This is a genomic window from Neobacillus sp. BF23-41 (genome assembly GCF_041106275.1).
The window spans coordinates 25,402-43,119 of record NZ_JBGBPR010000034.1; the positions used below are offsets into that span (position 1 = coordinate 25,402).

The window sequence follows — 17,718 nt, forward strand, 5'->3', positions numbered from 1 at the left end:
CTCAAATTGCTCCTCAAAACTGAATCCCCCGCAGAACAAGGAAAAGTTAATTCTTTTTAAATTAGCACACCCATAAATATACAGAAACCCACTAAATGAATTTCTATTTGAATTATTTATTGGAGTAAGAGGAAAGACCCCGACCAATAAGGTTTGCAGAAACAGGCTTTTTTCCGATTTCCCTTGCCCAAATTGATAATTGACCTATATGGTGAATTTCATGAGCAATGGTATGTCGCATGATTTCCCCCCAAGTATCCGTCACAATTTTTCCATCAGGTAAGGTATCGTAAAATAAACGATTTTCCATACTAGCATCCCAGTTGTTCACAAAGTTTTCCACTTCTAAATGAAATTCAGCGTCTAATTTTCGAACCTTATTCAAGTTTTTATAACCATCAAAACCCTCCTGAAAGTCAGTTTTACCTTGTAAAAGACGTATCCAGCTCCATTCGACATCAACTATATGGAAAAGTGTATGCAATATACTTCCCATTCCACCCGTTCGGTTTTGCAGAAGTTCTTCTTCACTTAACTTTTCACACCAACGATACCAGTCTTCTCTTACCATCCAGTTATATCTAAAAAAAATTTGCAAAAAAGCCCCTCCCCATTTTAGAAAATTATTGAACTGTAAAAATACTATAAGTGCAATACTAAATATTGTTAAATATTACTATTTCTACAAATATAAGTTGAATTCCTTCTTCAACTATCCTGCCACGTTAGTTCAACAAAAAAGGGAGTTGTCTCAACAACCCCTTTTTAAACTCTTGCAACCTTTAGTGTAAGTACAATGTTTCACACTAGTCGGCTTTATTTCAGTTTAATTAATTAGCTACACTAGCCCTCACTTCGTTAGAAGAATGATTTGCTGGCTTCTTCCAGAACAATGTTATAACTATTCCCAGAGCTAGTATCACAGTCGCAAGGTAGTAAGGGCTATTAATATCTATATCAAATAATGTACCCCCTAGAATTGGTCCACTAATGTTCGCTAAACTTGTAAACATAGAGTTCATTCCACCAACGAAACCTTGTTCGTTCCCGGCGATATTTGAAAGGTAAGAAGTAACTGCTGGTCGGAATAAATCGAATCCTACAAAAACAATAAATGTAACAAGTAAAATAGAGAAATATGAATGAACAACTGTCATTAAAAAGACAAGTAAGGCTGATAATATTAAGCTGTATCGAATCAGTTTAATTTCACCCCAAATTCGTGTAAGTCTATCAAATAATATGACTTGTGAAACTGCACCAAAAATTGCACCACCTGTGATAACAATGGCTATATCGGATGGTTTAAATTGAAATTTGTGGTCCACAAATAGACTAAAGAACGATTCAAAAGCTGCTAAACCAAATGAGGCAATAAAAATTAAAATAAACGCAAAGAAATATTTTGGTGCAATAATACGTTTGAGTCCAATCTTACCATCTGAGACTTGTTCATTATTATCCTCTTTACGATTCGGCTCAGATAATAAAATAATAGAAAGTATAGCCGCAATTGTACCAAGTGCTCCTGCAAAGAAGAATGGTATATGTGTTCCATATTCCGCTAAAAATCCACCAATACCAGGACCAATAATAAATCCTGTACTAATTGCAGCTGACATATAACCGAGTGCTTTAGGACGAGTATCAAGATTTGTAATATCAGCAATAAAAGCTGTAACAGCTGGCATAATGAAGGCAGCACTAACTCCTCCTAGAATACGAGAAATAAATAACATTTCGATTTCTCTGCCGATCCCAAATAAAAATTCTGAGATGCCGAAAATAAATAAGCCAATTACTATCATAATTTTTCTGCCGAATTTATCTGCTGCTTTCCCTGCAAATGGTGAAACAATCAATTGAGCAATTGCAAACGCTGCTGTTAAATAACCAACTGTGGTTCCAGTAATGCCTAGTTCATTCATCAGCGTAGGTAAGACTGGGATTACAAGACCAATTCCCAAAAAGGCAATGAATAAATTTATTAATAATAATCCTAGGGTGACTTTATGAGTCTTCATCTTTTACATTCTCCTTAACAAAACTAATTCCCGCAAACTTACTTGTATTGTTTTCATTTGTTTACAATTTTCATCCTAGTGTATATAGTAACTATATAGTCAAGGGTGGAGCTGTAAAAAATGAATAAAAAAAATGGAAAATATTTAACTACAGGTGAATTCGCGAAGCTTTGCAAAGTAAACAAACAAACACTTTTTTTTTACGATCAAATAGGGCTTTTGTCTCCGGTATTGAGAAATGAAAAAGGTTACCGATATTATTCAATTCGCCAGATAGATCTATTCTTTGTTATTGATTTATTAAAGGATCTTGGTATGTCGCTAAACGCTATTCAACAATATACGCAAAATAAATCGCCTGAAAGTTTTTTGTCTTTAATGTATCAAAAAAAAGAAGAGATTATGAAAAAACGTCAGGAGATTGAATCGAAGGAAAAAATTATCGAGGCAAAAATAGCATTAATGGAAGAAGCGTCACACCTTGATTTTCATCAAGTTACGCTTGAACAATTACCAGAAGCAACACTTTATTTAAGTAGAAATATTGAAAATATAACCGATGAAGAATTTGTAGAGGTCGTTTCAGATTTTATTAATGAATTGAACGTATCACAACTTGATACAGGATATCCAATAGGTGTTATAACGAAAAGGGAGCAAGTATTAAAGGGAGAATTCACTAATTATAGCTATTTATATATTGAGCAACCAAATCCCAAGGAAGGATATCCGTATTTTAAAAGTGTTAAGGGTGATTTTCTCAGTGGATATCATATAGGAGATGAGAAAACAATACATAAAACATATAAGCGACTTTTTTCAGAGATGGAACGTTTAAATTTAGGCTTAGGTGATTATGTTTTTGAAGAGTATATTTATGATACAGTTGTAATGAATCATAAGGAACATTACGTCACCAAAATTATGATACAAGTCGATCGAATAGAGAGTTTATTCTACAATAATTCTTGTATAGATGAGCTTAGGAAAATTTAACCCAAGCTTTTTTTATTTTGACATTAAGCAACTCTTGTTAAACTCACTTTGTTGGGGTCCATCCTGATTTCAGGAAACAGAATATATGACTCATTTGATTCGGATTGGGAGAGAAATCCAATAAGAAAACCTACAATTTGCCCATCCTTTTCTGCAATAAAACTTGTATTTGTAAAATGGTCGAAAAACAATTTTGGTAACATATCAGACATATTTCTTCCACCCCACCACTGATTGATTAGTGGAGATATAGTATAATAGTCTGAACCTTTTACTAAACGGATTTTCATTTTATTACCCCCTACTTATGTAAAAATCACATTAATTTAATTTTATCATTTAAGTAATTTCTTGTTGAACTAACCTGACCGTTAGCTCAATAAAAAAGAGCCGCCGCAGCAACCCTTTGTTAAACACAAGCACCCTATAGTTTAAGTAGAAACCTTCACAATCTCTTATACATTTTATATTAAAATTAGCTTATTTTCTTGCACTAATGATTTCCGTTCGTCGAGCTGTATAACCTCGAAAGTTGGCTTGTTTGTTTAAAAAGACTGGGCAAGACGGATTCCAAGGTCTTCAATGCAAAATGACGGATGGCTACGACGACGACACGAAGCCCCACAACCCCTAGCCTCTTCAGCCCAGCTACCACCTCGAAAAATTCGGTAGGAGCCGTACACTTGTTCATCATATAAATCCCAACACCACTCCCAAACATTCCCTAACATATCATACAGACCCCATGCATTCGGTTCCTTTCTTCCTATTTCATGGATTTTCCCACCTGAATTTTCATTATACCAGGCAATCTTATCAAGCTCTCCGTATCTATAACCAGTAGTCCCTGCTTTACATGCATATTGCCACTCTGCTTCTGAAGGAAGTCGATAGCCGTCTGATTCCCAATCACAAATAATGTTTTCACCATCATTACTTATAAAATAACACTCTTTTAGTCCAGCTTTCTGTGAAAGTAGATTACAAAAAGAAATTGCATCATTCCAAGAAATATTCACAACCGGTTTTAGCTCTCCGTCAAAAGAATTAGGTGATTTATTTGTAAAAGCATAGTACAGACTCATAGTTACAGGATACCTGCCAAGAAGAAACGGTCTTATTTCAGCTTTCCATTTGCTTTTTATTCTATCGTCTCTTAAATCTATTTCTCCTCCTGGAATTTTTGCCATTGGATAGTCAATGTAACTCTTTGTTTCATTTGACACTCTACCTTCCTCCTATTGAATTTGATTTTACAAACTTCACCTCGTTTAGAACCATTAAATCAATACAAAAAATACGTTGTTTTTTTTCAGATAACTGCTTCATTAGCTTGAGTACACTTTTTCAAAATCTTTTATATATTTTAACATAAATATCCAATTTCCTTATTGAGTGTTATTCAAGAAAATGGCCCGATTGCTGTACAAAGTTCAATCTGGACTCTTCCACTAAACTGCCTCGTTAACTTAATAAGAAAAACGATACCTCTTTGAAAAGTATCGTATTGTTCAACCAGCCCCCTTAATAAAAAAGCGCCTATATTAATAGAAACGCACAATCTAAACAGAAATAATTATGTTTAAACTCTCAATATTATTAAAGAGCAATATCTTTAAATTCTTTAAAAATTGCTATTTCCTTAGTTAAGGTGTCCTTCATTTTCTTTCCGCATTTCTCACTACATAAAGCAAATATACCATCAGTTCCTTGTAATTTGGCTTCTGATTCTCTCGCTGTTACAATCAAAGGAACACTAGTGTTTCGTGTACGGATTCCTATTTGTATTATTTTCCCTTCACTTTCGGTGTAATCTACACCTTCTACAAACTTAACACTTAACCCAAATACTGGTTTGTTATTACTAATTTTTTTCATGCACCAGGCACATCTCAGCATATAGAACACTCCCATTACCTGAAAATTTTATAATAAATATACCTCATTAATTTATAAGGTTCAAACTATTAATTGCTCAATAGATTTTTTACCAATTAATCAGCAACTGCTCTACTATAAACTGCCACGTTAGATTTATAAAGAAAAAGAGCAGCCGCTGCCGCCTATTGTTTAACTTAATAAAGAAAGCGATCCTTGCTAAAGAATCGCTCCGGCTTGCGGAAGACTAAAAATATTTTTAAAGGGCTTAAGGGCATGTTTGCGCTTAGCTGGCTAAACAGAAAATTGTTCGGATTTTATATGGTTACTGAAAATAGACAGCCTTTTTTGATCGTGTCACTTGTTGGTAGTACCCCTCCAACCAATAAATCCAAATCAATAATCTTTCAGCTCGATGCCGTTAGCAGCTTTGGCTATCATTTTTGAAATCATCTTAAATTGTACGAGCATAATCGGGGGTATATGCAACATTAAATTGCGTAGAAAGATTTTGAAGTTTGATTTTTCAATCATACTCCCGGCAGCTATTAGTCCTATTTTTTGATTTTTCTCGACAAACTTTCTCATTTTTTGTTCGTAGGCAACAAAAGCACGGGCGAAATCGCCATCTGCAGCTTTAAGTTCACCAGCTAATACATAAGCCCCGACAAGCGCCAGGCTAGATCCTTGACCTGATAGAGGAGATGGACCATACGCCGCATCGCCTACCAATGTAATCCGCCCTTTTGACCATGTCGGCATGTGAATCTGGCAAACCTCGTCAAAATAAAAGTCTGTAGCATCTTTCATGGTTTTGAGTAGATGCGAGGTTTCCCAACCTGAATCGCCTAAGAAGGCATTTTCTACTAGTTTCTTTTGAGATTCTGTATCATTGCGGTCGTACTTCAATGCCTCTGATTGGAACAAGAACATACCCCTTGCTTCGGTATTGTCACGAGCGCTATACAAACCTACAGTTTTGCCTGGTATGGTATATAACAGTTGGCGGTGGTCGAGGTTGAGGTAATTCTCGAGAGTGAAAATCGAGATATAACAGCCAAGCGTCCGTTTAAACTGTGCTTCATCTCCAAAAGTTAAGGCGCGTACATTAGAATGAAGCCCGTCTGCACCGATGACAAGGTCAAATGTCTGTGGCTTCCCATGAATAAATTGAACTTCTGCACCAGCTTCAGTCTCATTTATAGCGGTAATCGAATCGCCCCAAATGTAATCAACAGTATCCTTGGTTAAATCGTACAAAATGTTACTTAGATCGTCTCGCATGACTTCGATGTCCAGACCCTGCTGGTTCCCCATACTTGCTTCGCTTATTTGACCTTGGATCTTCCACTTGCTGTTCACAAAGTAAACACCAGTCATGTTCGTGTCAGCTGCACGAACTTGATCGAGTATACCCATCCCCATAAGCACGGAAATGGCTGCACCACGGATATCAACCCCGTAACCACCCGCGCGCAATGCTGGAGCACGTTCTATTACAGTCACGTCGAATCCATGACGATGAAGCCAGTAAGCGAGTGCCGGACCGGCAATGCTTGCACCAGAAATAAGGACGCGCATTGTTTGTTTCATAATTGCCTATTCACTCCTATCCTAATTAAAGTCTTAACATATCCACAGTATATTTACGGACGATTTTACTTATTTAGGACAACAAAATAATAGGAATTTAATTTTAAAAGCTGAGACTAATGTTCAACTATCCTGCCCCGTTAGCCACCCATGCAGCGCAAGCGCTGCACCACAGAGAATGAAAATTGTTTAAAAGTGTCAACAATAATTCTACGGCTGGGAGAGGAAGGTCGATACACTATGGTGCGTTAGAGCTCATCCGTTAGTCTGACTCCAACGACCTCGGTGCATCACAGACTGTCGCTCCCTTACGGGAAGCACTCATAGTAGATTAATCCTATTCTGGTTGTTGCACCAGCCTCTAAAAATAGTAGCCGTGGAAAGGAAATTTTCAATGGATGTAATCATTGAACGAGCATGTGGTATGGATGTCCATAAGGACAATATTACTGCCTGTATTATGACCCCAGAAGGAAAGGAGATCCAAACCTTTTCAACTAAAACTGTTTTTTTATTAAAACTAATTGATTGGATTAAGGAGTACGGGTGTACCCACGTTGCAATGGAGAGTACAAGTGTTTACTGGAAACCAGTTGTTAATTTACTTGAGTCCGAAGGAATTGAGTTTTTAGTCGTAAATGCTCAACATATGAAAGCACTCCCAGGTCGTAAAACAGACGTCAAAGATGCGGAATGGATTGCCCAACTTCTACGTCATGGATTACTCAAAGCTAGTTTCATACCAGATCGAAATCAACGTGAGTTACGAGAACTTGTTCGCTATCGTAGGAGTATTATTGAAGAACGTGCGAGACAACACAATCGTATTCAAAAAGTATTAGAAGGAGCGAATATCAAACTGGGATCGGTTGTTTCTGATATTATGGGAGTTTCTTCGAAAAATATGCTTCGTGCAATTGCAGATGGTGAAGATGATCCTGAGAAACTAGCAAACTTCGCTCAACGGTCATTGAAACGAAAAAAAGATGAACTTGAGATCTCACTTAAAGGGTATGTAAACCCTTATCAACGATTAATGTTAAAAACTATTTTAACGCACATTGATTTCCTAAGTGAACTAATCGAAATGTTAGATCAAGAGGTCGCCCAAAGAGTAAGTTCCTATCAAGAAGATATAGAACGATTAGATTCAATTCCCGGCATCGCTACACGGATGGCTGAGCAAATTCTCGCTGAAATCGGAACAAATATTAAAAAGCAATTTCCTAGTTCTTCACATTTATGTTCTTGGGCAGCACTGGTACCAGGTCATAATGAAAGCGCAGGTAAAAGGAAATCATCTAAAACCAAAAAAGGAAATAAGTATTTAAAATCCGCATTAACAGAAGCAGCTCATTCAGTTGGAGCATCTAAAAACTATCTGGGCGAACTGTATAGACGTACAGCCGCACGAAAAGGTAGAAAACGAGCAGGAATCGTGGTCGCTCACGCCATGTTGAGAATTGTATATTACCTCTTAACTCGAAAAGAGATGTATGTTGATTTAGGTGAAGACTATTTTGATAAACAAAAAGAACGTTCAATTGTTCGGCATTCTGTACAGAGACTAGAAAACTTAGGTTACACCGTGACAATAACGGAAGCCTCCTAATCCATAAATATATTCGGTAAAATATCCTTGGATCAGGCGCTCTCTTAAAAAAAAATGAATTAGCTGCGTCTTCTTTAGTATTGCCATTTTACCGAAATCAAAGAAGTTTATTTTCATAGTAGTGGAACAAGAAAAAGAGCCGCAGCTACGACTCTTTGTTAAACTAAAGCACCCTTTAATTCAATAAGCGAGATGAATAAGTTGCAAAAAGTGACCTGCATTATTAATGCCTTATTTCCTCATAATCTGTACTTAGAGGTGAAGCATATAGATTAATAAATAATATGTAAACTGGATACAGAATGACAGACCCATAAATCAGAAGGCTAAATCTCGGAAATAGTGTTACTCCTACATTAATAGGAAAAACAACAGGGAAAAAAGAGAAAAAAAGAATAAAATATGGTACCCACAAAAGGAGTGACAAATAGCTGTATTTTCTACTTATAGTCCATTTTTTTGTTAAGTAAATGAATAAAATTGTTGAAAGTAGAAGTCCAATAACATTAATAGCAGCAATTACAATGTAAACATTATCCCATTCCCAGCCAGTTAACATACTAATATGAGATACATTTATTATGAGTTCGATTGCTATAAACAACGCTATAGCGTATAAGGCACTAATAATATTTAACTTTATAAAAAACTTCATCATATACCTCCTTAATTAAGAAACAGCAACACCTCTGAGTTAAGTTCTTTATTCAATTATAATCATTCTTAAAGTAACCTGCCACGTTAGCACAATAACAAAAAAATGACCGTCCCTTAGACGATTTTATGATTGGGTTCTCCCTGTTTCATAATTTCACAGTAGCCAAATGCGTACTGAATAAGCATAATATATTCTTTGCCTTCAAAAATTACAGGAATACTTTTCACAATTAACACATCCTAAAAGTTTTTATCTAAAATTATATTATTTTTGCATCCTTGTCTGTAGATGATCTGTGAATAAACCCAGCAAACATCCAGGATTTATTGAACAAAACTTGAACTTAAAATGGAATATATTAGTATATGTATATACATTGTATATGTAAACATTTTAATGTATAATTATACTGGGTTGGATGGTAAGTGTGGCCATCATAGTATTTAGCGTAGGTGGGGCTGATACGAACTAAAGCAAGAGCTAGTTGGCTCTTTTTTTATTGGGTAAAATATTTATTAAGATTTTTTTAAACTATTGGAAATATACCCGTTTTTTGAAATCCACTACAAAAGTAACCTTTGTTTTAGTCTTTGGGTGGTATTGTTCAACTATCGCACCCTTTAGTGTAAGTACATCTTTTCACATTTAATCTAAATCAAACTCAAACTTAAAACCTGCAAGTTTAGCTTATCAAATACGTTTCATGAAGTCCTTTTTCGTTGGGCACATGAAACTAGACATATTTTAAAGAATCCAGTTGCAACAATATATTATGTCTTCTAGTTTGAATACCCTCTTTTTAACTTTAGTAATGAAAATAAGCCAAAAATATGCAACTCTGTATAAAAAGCTGCATAATATCGGCTCTAAGGATTTTATACGTTATAAAAGATTAGCTTTTCGTTACATTAACAGAGCCTTTCTAATTAAAAATTATAGGAAAAGTAAATGTAACGAAAGCTGCCCAAAGACCGTAGACCAGCATATACTTAGTAACGGCATCTTGGATAGTTGAAGGTCCGGATTTGTTTTGTAGAAAACGCATATATGAGAGCATAATCCAAATTAGATTTGCCCAGATAAGTATGTTTACTCCTAAAACAGCAAGTCTATTAGGCGTAATCCCATAAGAAGAAAGTCTGAACACGATGGCTGACAAAGCCACACTGTCAATGATAAGCGCAAGAACAATTAAGGCAAAATTTATAAAATCTGAAATGTTCTTTTTCGCGTCTGAGTCGCTCTCGGTAATGGAAAATATGGTAACAGCCAATACACCAAGGAGTATTCCGTTGAAGGCTATCAGGAAATTGCGGTCCAAGAATGGATTTTTTCCGACCCATATAACCGTTATAAGATAGACCAACAATGTGACCAGGACAAGAGGACTAAAAATTTTAGCTATATATGGTGTAATATTCTTAGCAAGTTTAAGATTCATTGATACCAGGTATGCAGCCACAATAGCGAGAGCGGCAGCACCAAATAAAACGACATTACTAAAATAGAAGTCTTCTATATCCAAGCCAACAAAGCTAAATAACTTCATGGTTAATGCTGCTAGTACCATTCCGCTAACTGCCATGCTGGCGTAGAGAATACAATATTCCAAATTAAATTTAATATAGGCTAATCTTGTACTGCCTTTTGAATATTCATTTCCTGTAAATGCAAGCCCTACCAATACCCATAAGAATATGGGAAGGTGTAAATAAGCAAGGATAATACTGTCTTTATAATTTAATGGCAGCATATTCAGATAAAACCCGGAAATTAGGAACAACGCTGCAAGGGAATAAATAACACTTTTTTTCGGAGTATTATTGTAAACAAAATAGGCAGCAATAAAGGGAAATATACCAAAAGCCAGGTTAATTGGAGCAATTGCTTCCTGTTCGACAAAATGGAAAATGATCCTGGTGCTTATCCCGGCCAGAATGGCTAAAATGCCCATGAATAAGAAACCTTTCTGAAGCAAGGAAGATTTTTCTGTATTTGCCGTCTCCTTGAAATGCAATCTTTCATACCAAACGCCAAGAACCTGAGAATCAGGATTTTGTTCCCATGCGTGTGAGAATGACTTTTTAAAAGTTTTCGGGTCTTTTCTATACATTCTCTCCAGCTCATGAGGGTTAGCAATATTTTCAATAATCAAATTGTTAATGTCCATAGTTTTACCTCCCCTAACAATTGTTATGTTAAGTTTCCTTAATATGTTTAACTGTCTTCGTCACTTTTGTATTCTAAAATATCTCCAGGCTGACATTCTAAAGCCTTACAAATTGCCTCTAAAGTGGATAATCGAATCGCTTTTGCCTTTCCATTTTTCAATATAGAAAGGTTCGCCATTGTTATTCCAACCTTCTCCGAAAGTTCTGTTACGCTCATTTTCCTTTTTGCTAACATCACATCAATATTGATTATAATTGCCATTGTTATTCACCTCAGACCGTTAAATCATTTTCTGATTTGATATTAATTGCTTCTTGTAAAAGTTTTTGGAGAACAGCCGCAAAGACTGCGATAACCATCGAAGCAAAAGGAACAACCAATCCGACAAAGATAACTCCTGGTGCGTCGTCTACTTCCGCAAAGATATAGAAGAGCGGCCAAACTAGCACATGCAAAATACTGATTGTGATGGCACAGTATTTGATTTTCTTTAAAGCTTTTACAGATAAATCGGAGAAAGCTTTATTTTTGTCAATATAGCGTAAGAGTTTGAAAGCCTGATACAAAGCAAAGTAAAAAGGTATCGCCGATGCATCAAAAGCGATGAAAACGAGATATTTTATAAAAGCAAACTCTGGAAGCAATTTTGCTGCAAGATTCGCCATCTCAGGCACCAAAAAGATGCACAGAGCAAGAACTGGGACTCCTAAAAGAATAACAGCTATTTTTAAAAACAACGTTGTTACTTTTTCCATAAAAAGCACCTCACTTATTTATTATGATTTTGATTTTAATATATATTTTATCGATTTACAATAAATTTTTATTAATTTGAATAACATTTTTATTGTAGATTTTTGTTTTAAGCAAAAATAAAAAGTATTCCTCATTCAAAGAAATGCTCTATAACTTTAAACCATTAAATTTATAACTTGTACAGCTAAACTGCTCCTTTAGCTTAATAAGAACCGCCGTTTCAATTTCGTGAAACAGGTCAATAATTCCTGAAAAAAAGAATTTTTTGGGGAGAGATGAACTTGTTATTATCTCAAGCTTGGGAAACGTATGAATCTGATAAACGTATTGAAGGCTTTTCACCGCAAACATTAAAAGCATATAAACTACAGTCCAGCTTACTTATACGCTTTTTTAATGATGTTCAACTTAATACGATCACTACGGATCAATTAAAAGCTTATTTAGCAAAATCAAGTGAAAGCCTTAAGCCTGCAAGTTTGGCTCATCGAATTCGTTTTATGAAATCATTATTTCGATGGTCTCATGAAGAAGGGCATATTCCCAAAAACCCAGCAGCTAAAATAAAAGAACCTAAAACCGGGAAACGAATTCCTAAATTTTTGACCGAAATGGAAATTGAACATTTACGGGATGCCTGTTGTTCCCCAATGGAAAAGGCTCTGTTTGAATTCATGTTCTCCACTGGATGCCGAATAGGTGAAGTTGTTACCTTAGATAGAGGCAGAATTAATTGGTCGAACCGATCCGCCATTATCAGAGGTAAAGGCGATAAGGAACGGGAAGTCTATTTCAATATCCGCTGCGAAATTTGGTTAAAACGATACCTAGATAATCGTGAAGACAGGGACACTGCTATTTTTGTCACGGAACGGGATCCTCATCGAATGAACATTGCCCAGATGCGATACATTATTAAGCGGATTTCAAACCGCGCCAGCTTTAACAAAGACATTCATCCGCACCAACTAAGGCACAGCTATGCAACCCACTTATTGAATAATGGAGCACCTCTAGATGTTATTCAAAGCCTATTAGGTCATGAAAAAAGTGAAACCACCCGGATATATGCCCAGTTAAGCGGAAGCATCAGGCAGGAATTATATAGGTAGTTTTCTTAGAATAAATAAGCAACGCATCTCACTGATGTGACCCCCAAAAGTTAGAGTCTTATATTAAGCAGCTATTTGGCTGGTGTGGATACGGTATTGAACCGGACTCATGCCTGCCAATTTTTGCTTTATACGCTTGTTATTATAATAATTGATATATTCTTCGATTCTCTTTTTTAATTCCTCAAATTACAATCTTATATTTCTTCATAATCCTTCGGATTCGTTTAATATTATATTTAATATCAAACTGCCCTTTTAAAGTCATCTTAATTTGGCGAGCACCTTTATGACGTCGTTTAAAATGAAACGCCTTTAAAATATTCCTTTTAAAATTAAGTCCTCTTTTTCACGGCGTTCTCTATTTTCCTGAGATTTCGGAGAAAAATAATTATAATAACCTGAACGAGAAACTCCAGATATTTCGCATAAGAAACTCACCATATGCTTAAGATCATACTTTTCAATTACTGTACGAATTAAAAGGAACTTCTGTTCAGCAGTTACTTTTACTCGTTTCTCTCCAGCCCCCTTTCCATCATTTCTAACTTTTTTAGTAATTCATTTTCAGCCCTCAACAATTGGATTTGAGCTTCTAATTTTGCATTCTTTTCTTCTAAACTAAGCTCTCTTTTAATCGGTCTCCCAGAATGATCTTTACGTGTATCTCGAAGTCCCAATACTCCCGATTCATTATAAGCTACACGCCATCTATAAGCCGCTCTTTGTACCCTAACGATACCAATGATATCAACATCAAAACCATTCTCCTCAAAAATCTGCCGTGGTAATTTTCCACTCACACTTTCAGATATAAAAATCCTTTTAAATTCATCAGTGTAGGTAATTCCTTTTGTACTTACAGATTTGACATAAGGATTATTAGAAAGGATCTTTATTTCTTTATCAGTGAAGAGTTTTTTTGACATAGGATTATTCTCCGATTCTTACATTTTTTATTCATTATACATAAAAGTACCCGATAGGGCAGACCTTTTTTTAGTGTCTACTCTATCGGGTACAGTTTATATTTCTGGTTGACCAATTTTTATTTGGTTTTATTATAACGGTAGCCGGGGTAGAACGTAAGCACTCGTGGGACTTGGATCCCGTAAACTAAACAGTTCGCCCCCTACTTGTAGAAACATGATTGAGGCTGGTTGGGACTTTGATCTCGTATAACAAGCGAAGCTATGATACTGCAAGAAGGAATTAGGGGTACCGGTGAATTTAATTATTAGAGGAGGAGATTTAGAATGAATCCAGTCATTGGTCTGGATGTAGCAAAAGGTGAAAGTCAGGTACAAGCTTTCTTGGATAAGAAAAAACCTTACAAAAATAGTTTTAAAGTATCACATACCCTTGAGGGATTAGATATGTTACATCAATATTTAAGAGAAATTGAGAACTTAACAGGGGTTAAACCTCCGATTGTTCTGGAAGCTACAGGACATTATCATACACCGGTTGTTCAGTATTTTGAGGACAGAGATTATTTATTAATTATAGTTAATCCTCTCATCTCCTATCGTGCCAAGAGCTCGAGTTTACGGAAAGTAAAAACAGATATAATCGATGCAAATCATCTCTGTGAAATGTACTATAAAGAGGATTTAGAGCCATATAAAAAACGTGGAATTCAACTCTTAAACCTTCGTAATCTAACAAGACAACACGAAAACTTAACAGGAATATTTGTACAAACCAAGCTACAGTTTCAAGCAGTTCTTGATCAGGTTTTCCCTGAGTATAGAGGTGTTTTTGGGGATTTATATTCAGTTGTTTCTTTACTAACTTTATTAGATTATCCTACATCTAACGATGTCTTAGAAGCTGATGAAGAAACCATAGCAACTAGAATCAAGGTTCATTGTAAAAGTCGTTCTCGAAGGTGGGCGGATGTAAAAGCAAAGAAACTTATAGCTGCAGCAGCACGGAATCCTTTTCAGAAAACCTTATATCAAAGCCATATTTTAACCCTTAAAATGTATATCAATATGCTTTTAGAATACCAAAAGCACCTATCTGTGTTTGAAGTTGAGATAGATGCTTTAGCAAAAGAACTTATAGAATATAAGATTATCCAATCCATCCCTGGTATCGGAGAAAAAATCGCGGCAACCATTATTTCTGAAATTGGTGAGATAGATCGGTTTATTCATCCTAAAAAACTTGTAGCATTTGCCGGAATCGACCCTAGTATCTTTGAATCAGGAAGGTTCAAAGGAACAGTGAATAGAATAACAAAAAGAGGGTCTAGTAGGCTTAGGCGTGCCTTATATTTAGCCGTTAAATGTGCCATTCGTGATTGTCGAAAAAAGAAAACAACCAAAGATATCATTCCACGCAACAAGAGGTTACGAGAGTTCTATGATAAGAAACGTAAAGAAGGAAAGCCTTATAAAGTAGCTGTAATTGCCTGTGCGAACAAGCTTTTACAATGGATTTATGCAATATTAAAAAGCAACTCAACTTTCCAAGATCTAGCTTAAATAATAAATAAAACTAAACAATACAAAACCTTCCAAAAGTTGTATTTAGGAAGGTTATTTGGCATGCACATTTTTAGTATATCATAAAAAAATATTAGTTTTTATTGAAAAATGTTGACAAACTATTAGCTGGTTTAGTTTAAGTTAAATATTTCACAATCATTATTCAATACATAGCATTAAATTATTATAAGTAGTGTGAATTACCAACTGTTTCGTTTGCACCACAAGAATATGGCTATTTTACACTTAGTCTTTACTTAGTTGAATTTTTCAAAAGATTCCCTTTTACTAAACCAGTGAGCCAGTAAATAAGATGAAGTTAGAATAAAGAATGAATAAGTATAAGTCCAATCAATTTTCTTGTATAAATCAATCATAGCCAAGACAGGCATTCCTACATATGCACCAAGTCCACCATACAAAATAGCTTTAATTAACGGATTAAACCTTGGCTTAAATTGCAAAAACAACATTAATATCACAGGCAACACGGAAAGTCGAAAGGAAAAATTAATTGTTGCTACAGGTACGACTTTTACTGGGTAAGCCCACTTTCCAAAGCTCACACCAAAAGTATCAAGGATTTCCGATAATACCATTACCATTAAACCAGCAGAAAAAATCCGAGCTGAACTTTCTCTTTTTCGATATATCACCCAAATAGTCCAAGGAACAACTATCAGCGCTACGGCAATCCACCATTGCCACGTAAATAAAAAAGCGTCAGTAATGGCCTCAACAATTAACTTATTTGATTTTGTAAGTTCTTGAGTTGCTCTATCTATTTGATTTAAACCTTCTTGGTAGGTCATCGAATTTCCACCTTCCTAATCCTATAATCATTGTTAGTCTTTGCCCTTCATTATTCCACTATACTGCTTCGTTAATGGAACAAGAAAAGGCTCTACTCCTTATTGAAGTAATGCGCCCTATTACGGAATAACAATAAATAATATTTCGAGCTATAATCCTAAGATTTTAACCGTAAAAATAAGAAAAAATATGAAGATATTTAGCCATACAAAAAATTTAATCATTAAGTTAGCCCATAACTTCCTACGCAAAGCAAAATAGAAGATAATAGAATAAACTAAAAGACTTATGACTATTCGATGCATTGAAACCTTTTCTATTCCCAAGTCGAATAGGTCAATGAATGTACTTATTAGTACAGTGATAATAAATACAAATAGGTAAGCCTTAAATCGCTTTTCTCTTCTTTCAGATTCTTCTTTAAATTCATACATTTTGTTAACCTCATCAAATTATCATTTCTTGACTAATCAATATTTTTATTCAATTAAGGCGCCCGATTGCGGAATATTGAAAAATGCGAAAGAGCAAAAATGGCTCTTAGTTATTAAAAGAAAATCAATAGATAGATAAAGAAATGGTAAACCTTGCAATGGAGATTCCTTAAATATCTCTTTCCTTCCTGTTTATCAATTGCATAAGGAAACGGATAAACATCATTAGAAGAAAGGTGCTTATAAATGTGTATATCCATGTCCATGTATGGTATTTAATTAATTCGGTATATCTTTCAAAAAAAAACTCAATTATCGTTAAAACAGTGGTGTACAAAATACATTGTAGAACAATGTTGAGATATCTTGAACGATAAGTCGTTTGATAAAAGTAAATACAAACAACTGGAAATAGAAGATATTCATAAAGAAGGCTGGAACTAAAATAGTTACTTAAAAATCTCACGGGATATTCGAGCATTTTCTCTTCTACAACAAGAACACCAAAAAACGTTGAAAAACAAGAGGCCAATGAAAAAATTAAAATCCAATTTTTGATTGGTGGTTTTCTTAAACTAGAAAACAATAGGGTGATCCCGATTATGAGCAGTGACCACAATATTATTCTTTCCATAGATAAAATACCCCCCTATCTTTACTTTGCTTATCAATGAGTATAACCAAAGTAAAGATCAAAGATTTTATCAATTGCATAAAACCCATTAAAAAAGACGCTTTCCGGAAAAGCGCCCGATTGCGGAAGATCAAGATATTGATTATAATTGCTGCCTTTAGCTTGTTAAACTAACGCACCGATAGTTTAAGAAGAAATCTTTAAAGTTGAATATCTAAATCATTTAAAGCCCCATTCAATATTTATCTGATTTTCTCCGCCAACTCTAAAATAATTCCCTCAGGACCACGAACGTAGCATAACTTATAACTTTCTTCATATTGCTGTATCTCACTAAAGATTTCTGTGCCCTTCTTTTTCAATTTTGCAACAATAGCTTCAATATCTTCAACAGCAAAGCAAATATGTCGGATACCAAGCATATTTGTAAAAGGTTGCTGAATATCTTTTTCATCTGACGGCGTATAAAATTTGACTAGCTCTATCCATGCCTGACCATCTGGCATCCCCAATCCTACACATGCCGTTTTAACATCATTAA

The 17,718-nt window shown here is 35.1% G+C and carries 15 protein-coding genes and 3 pseudogenes; 4 read left to right on the forward strand and 14 right to left on the reverse strand.

Going from position 1 to position 17,718, the window contains the following annotated elements; all coding sequences use genetic code 11:
- Positions 1-112 precede the first annotated feature (112 nt).
- Both AB7942_RS27235 and norA read right to left on the reverse strand, forming a co-directional pair.
- A complete protein-coding gene (locus AB7942_RS27235) occupies positions 113-598 on the reverse strand; it encodes a DinB family protein (protein ID WP_369449277.1) in 486 nt (161 codons plus the stop codon).
- Positions 599-830: 232 nt separating this feature from the next.
- Positions 831-2,024: a multidrug efflux MFS transporter NorA gene (gene norA, locus AB7942_RS27240; RefSeq protein WP_369449278.1), complete on the reverse strand. Its 1,194-nt coding sequence runs from the start codon at positions 2,022-2,024 to the stop codon at positions 831-833.
- Between the two features lie 120 nt (positions 2,025-2,144).
- On the opposite strand from norA, the gene AB7942_RS27245 reads away from it, so the two are divergent.
- Complete coding sequence (locus tag AB7942_RS27245; RefSeq protein WP_369449279.1) at positions 2,145-3,020, forward strand: MerR family transcriptional regulator; 876 nt, start codon at positions 2,145-2,147, stop codon at positions 3,018-3,020.
- A gap of 47 nt (positions 3,021-3,067) precedes the next feature.
- Here the strand turns inward: AB7942_RS27245 and AB7942_RS27250 are convergent.
- From AB7942_RS27250 to AB7942_RS27265, 4 genes and pseudogenes are all read right to left on the reverse strand, one after another.
- A pseudogene (locus tag AB7942_RS27250) lies at positions 3,068-3,310 on the reverse strand (GNAT family N-acetyltransferase); the annotation flags it as partial.
- Between the two features lie 255 nt (positions 3,311-3,565).
- Positions 3,566-4,210: a formylglycine-generating enzyme family protein gene (locus AB7942_RS27255; RefSeq protein WP_369449289.1), complete on the reverse strand. Its 645-nt coding sequence runs from the start codon at positions 4,208-4,210 to the stop codon at positions 3,566-3,568.
- A 409-nt stretch (positions 4,211-4,619) separates the two neighbouring features.
- A complete protein-coding gene (locus AB7942_RS27260) occupies positions 4,620-4,898 on the reverse strand; it encodes a hypothetical protein (RefSeq protein WP_369449280.1) in 279 nt (92 codons plus the stop codon).
- Positions 4,899-5,294: 396 nt separating this feature from the next.
- Positions 5,295-6,491 carry an FAD-dependent monooxygenase gene (locus AB7942_RS27265; protein ID WP_369449281.1) on the reverse strand — a complete coding sequence of 399 codons (1,197 nt, stop codon included), beginning with the start codon at positions 6,489-6,491 and terminating at the stop codon, positions 5,295-5,297.
- Positions 6,492-6,885: 394 nt separating this feature from the next.
- Here AB7942_RS27265 and AB7942_RS27270 point away from each other — a divergent pair, with 394 nt between their 5' ends.
- The gene (locus tag AB7942_RS27270) at positions 6,886-8,103 is read left to right on the forward strand and encodes an IS110 family RNA-guided transposase (RefSeq protein ID WP_369449282.1); all 1,218 of its coding nucleotides are present in this window, start codon (positions 6,886-6,888) and stop codon (positions 8,101-8,103) included.
- Between the two features lie 1,580 nt (positions 8,104-9,683).
- On the opposite strand, the gene AB7942_RS27275 is transcribed toward AB7942_RS27270, so the two are convergent.
- The 3 genes from AB7942_RS27275 to AB7942_RS27285 are packed head-to-tail and all read right to left on the reverse strand — an operon-like array spanning position 9,684 to position 11,688.
- Positions 9,684-10,931 (reverse strand): DUF4153 domain-containing protein, encoded by a 1,248-nt coding sequence (locus tag AB7942_RS27275; protein ID WP_369449283.1) that lies wholly within the window; start codon positions 10,929-10,931, stop codon positions 9,684-9,686.
- Between the two features lie 47 nt (positions 10,932-10,978).
- Positions 10,979-11,194, reverse strand: a complete 216-nt coding sequence (locus AB7942_RS27280) for a helix-turn-helix domain-containing protein (protein ID WP_017153334.1) — start codon at positions 11,192-11,194, stop codon at positions 10,979-10,981.
- Positions 11,195-11,205: 11 nt separating this feature from the next.
- Positions 11,206-11,688, reverse strand: a complete 483-nt coding sequence (locus AB7942_RS27285) for a DUF2975 domain-containing protein (protein WP_018392447.1) — start codon at positions 11,686-11,688, stop codon at positions 11,206-11,208.
- Between the two features lie 282 nt (positions 11,689-11,970).
- Here AB7942_RS27285 and AB7942_RS27290 point away from each other — a divergent pair, with 282 nt between their 5' ends.
- Positions 11,971-12,801: a tyrosine-type recombinase/integrase gene (locus AB7942_RS27290; RefSeq protein ID WP_369449284.1), complete on the forward strand. Its 831-nt coding sequence runs from the start codon at positions 11,971-11,973 to the stop codon at positions 12,799-12,801.
- Between the two features lie 63 nt (positions 12,802-12,864).
- On the opposite strand, the pseudogene AB7942_RS27295 reads toward AB7942_RS27290, so the two are convergent.
- Both AB7942_RS27295 and AB7942_RS27300 read right to left on the reverse strand, forming a co-directional pair.
- Positions 12,865-12,987 (reverse strand): annotated as a pseudogene (locus AB7942_RS27295) (IS3 family transposase); the annotation flags it as partial.
- Between the two features lie 4 nt (positions 12,988-12,991).
- A pseudogene (locus AB7942_RS27300) lies at positions 12,992-13,730 on the reverse strand (HTH domain-containing protein); the annotation flags it as partial.
- 327 nt (positions 13,731-14,057) lie between these two features.
- Here AB7942_RS27300 and AB7942_RS27305 point away from each other — a divergent pair.
- Positions 14,058-15,293 carry an IS110 family RNA-guided transposase gene (locus AB7942_RS27305; protein ID WP_369449285.1) on the forward strand — a complete coding sequence of 412 codons (1,236 nt, stop codon included), beginning with the start codon at positions 14,058-14,060 and terminating at the stop codon, positions 15,291-15,293.
- A 260-nt stretch (positions 15,294-15,553) separates the two neighbouring features.
- Here the strand turns inward: AB7942_RS27305 and AB7942_RS27310 are convergent, their stop codons facing one another.
- The 3 genes from AB7942_RS27310 to AB7942_RS27320 form a co-directional block, all read right to left on the reverse strand.
- A complete protein-coding gene (locus AB7942_RS27310) occupies positions 15,554-16,108 on the reverse strand; it encodes a CBO0543 family protein (protein ID WP_369449286.1) in 555 nt (184 codons plus the stop codon).
- 604 nt (positions 16,109-16,712) lie between these two features.
- Entirely contained in the window at positions 16,713-17,177 is a 465-nt protein-coding gene (locus AB7942_RS27315) for a CBO0543 family protein (protein ID WP_369449287.1), read from the reverse strand.
- Between the two features lie 242 nt (positions 17,178-17,419).
- Positions 17,420-17,718 (reverse strand): VOC family protein (locus tag AB7942_RS27320; RefSeq protein WP_369449288.1); only part of this gene is annotated, 299 nt, incomplete at its 5' end.

What these genes read in the sequence shown, in the direction of transcription:
- AB7942_RS27245 (WP_369449279.1), top strand. Translation starts at nt 2,145, where the DNA reads ATGAATAAAAAAAATGGAAAATATTTAACTACAGGTGAATTCGCGAAG.
- norA (WP_369449278.1), bottom strand. Translation starts at nt 2,024, where the DNA reads ATGAAGACTCATAAAGTCACCCTAGGATTATTATTAATAAATTTATTC.
- AB7942_RS27275 (WP_369449283.1), bottom strand. Translation starts at nt 10,931, where the DNA reads ATGGACATTAACAATTTGATTATTGAAAATATTGCTAACCCTCATGAG.
- AB7942_RS27315 (WP_369449287.1), bottom strand. Translation starts at nt 17,177, where the DNA reads ATGGAAAGAATAATATTGTGGTCACTGCTCATAATCGGGATCACCCTA.
- AB7942_RS27305 (WP_369449285.1), top strand. Translation starts at nt 14,058, where the DNA reads ATGAATCCAGTCATTGGTCTGGATGTAGCAAAAGGTGAAAGTCAGGTA.
- AB7942_RS27285 (WP_018392447.1), bottom strand. Translation starts at nt 11,688, where the DNA reads ATGGAAAAAGTAACAACGTTGTTTTTAAAAATAGCTGTTATTCTTTTA.
- AB7942_RS27310 (WP_369449286.1), bottom strand. Translation starts at nt 16,108, where the DNA reads ATGACCTACCAAGAAGGTTTAAATCAAATAGATAGAGCAACTCAAGAA.
- AB7942_RS27270 (WP_369449282.1), top strand. Translation starts at nt 6,886, where the DNA reads ATGGATGTAATCATTGAACGAGCATGTGGTATGGATGTCCATAAGGAC.
- AB7942_RS27265 (WP_369449281.1), bottom strand. Translation starts at nt 6,491, where the DNA reads ATGAAACAAACAATGCGCGTCCTTATTTCTGGTGCAAGCATTGCCGGT.
- AB7942_RS27280 (WP_017153334.1), bottom strand. Translation starts at nt 11,194, where the DNA reads ATGGCAATTATAATCAATATTGATGTGATGTTAGCAAAAAGGAAAATG.
- AB7942_RS27260 (WP_369449280.1), bottom strand. Translation starts at nt 4,898, where the DNA reads ATGAAAAAAATTAGTAATAACAAACCAGTATTTGGGTTAAGTGTTAAG.
- AB7942_RS27255 (WP_369449289.1), bottom strand. Translation starts at nt 4,210, where the DNA reads ATGGCAAAAATTCCAGGAGGAGAAATAGATTTAAGAGACGATAGAATA.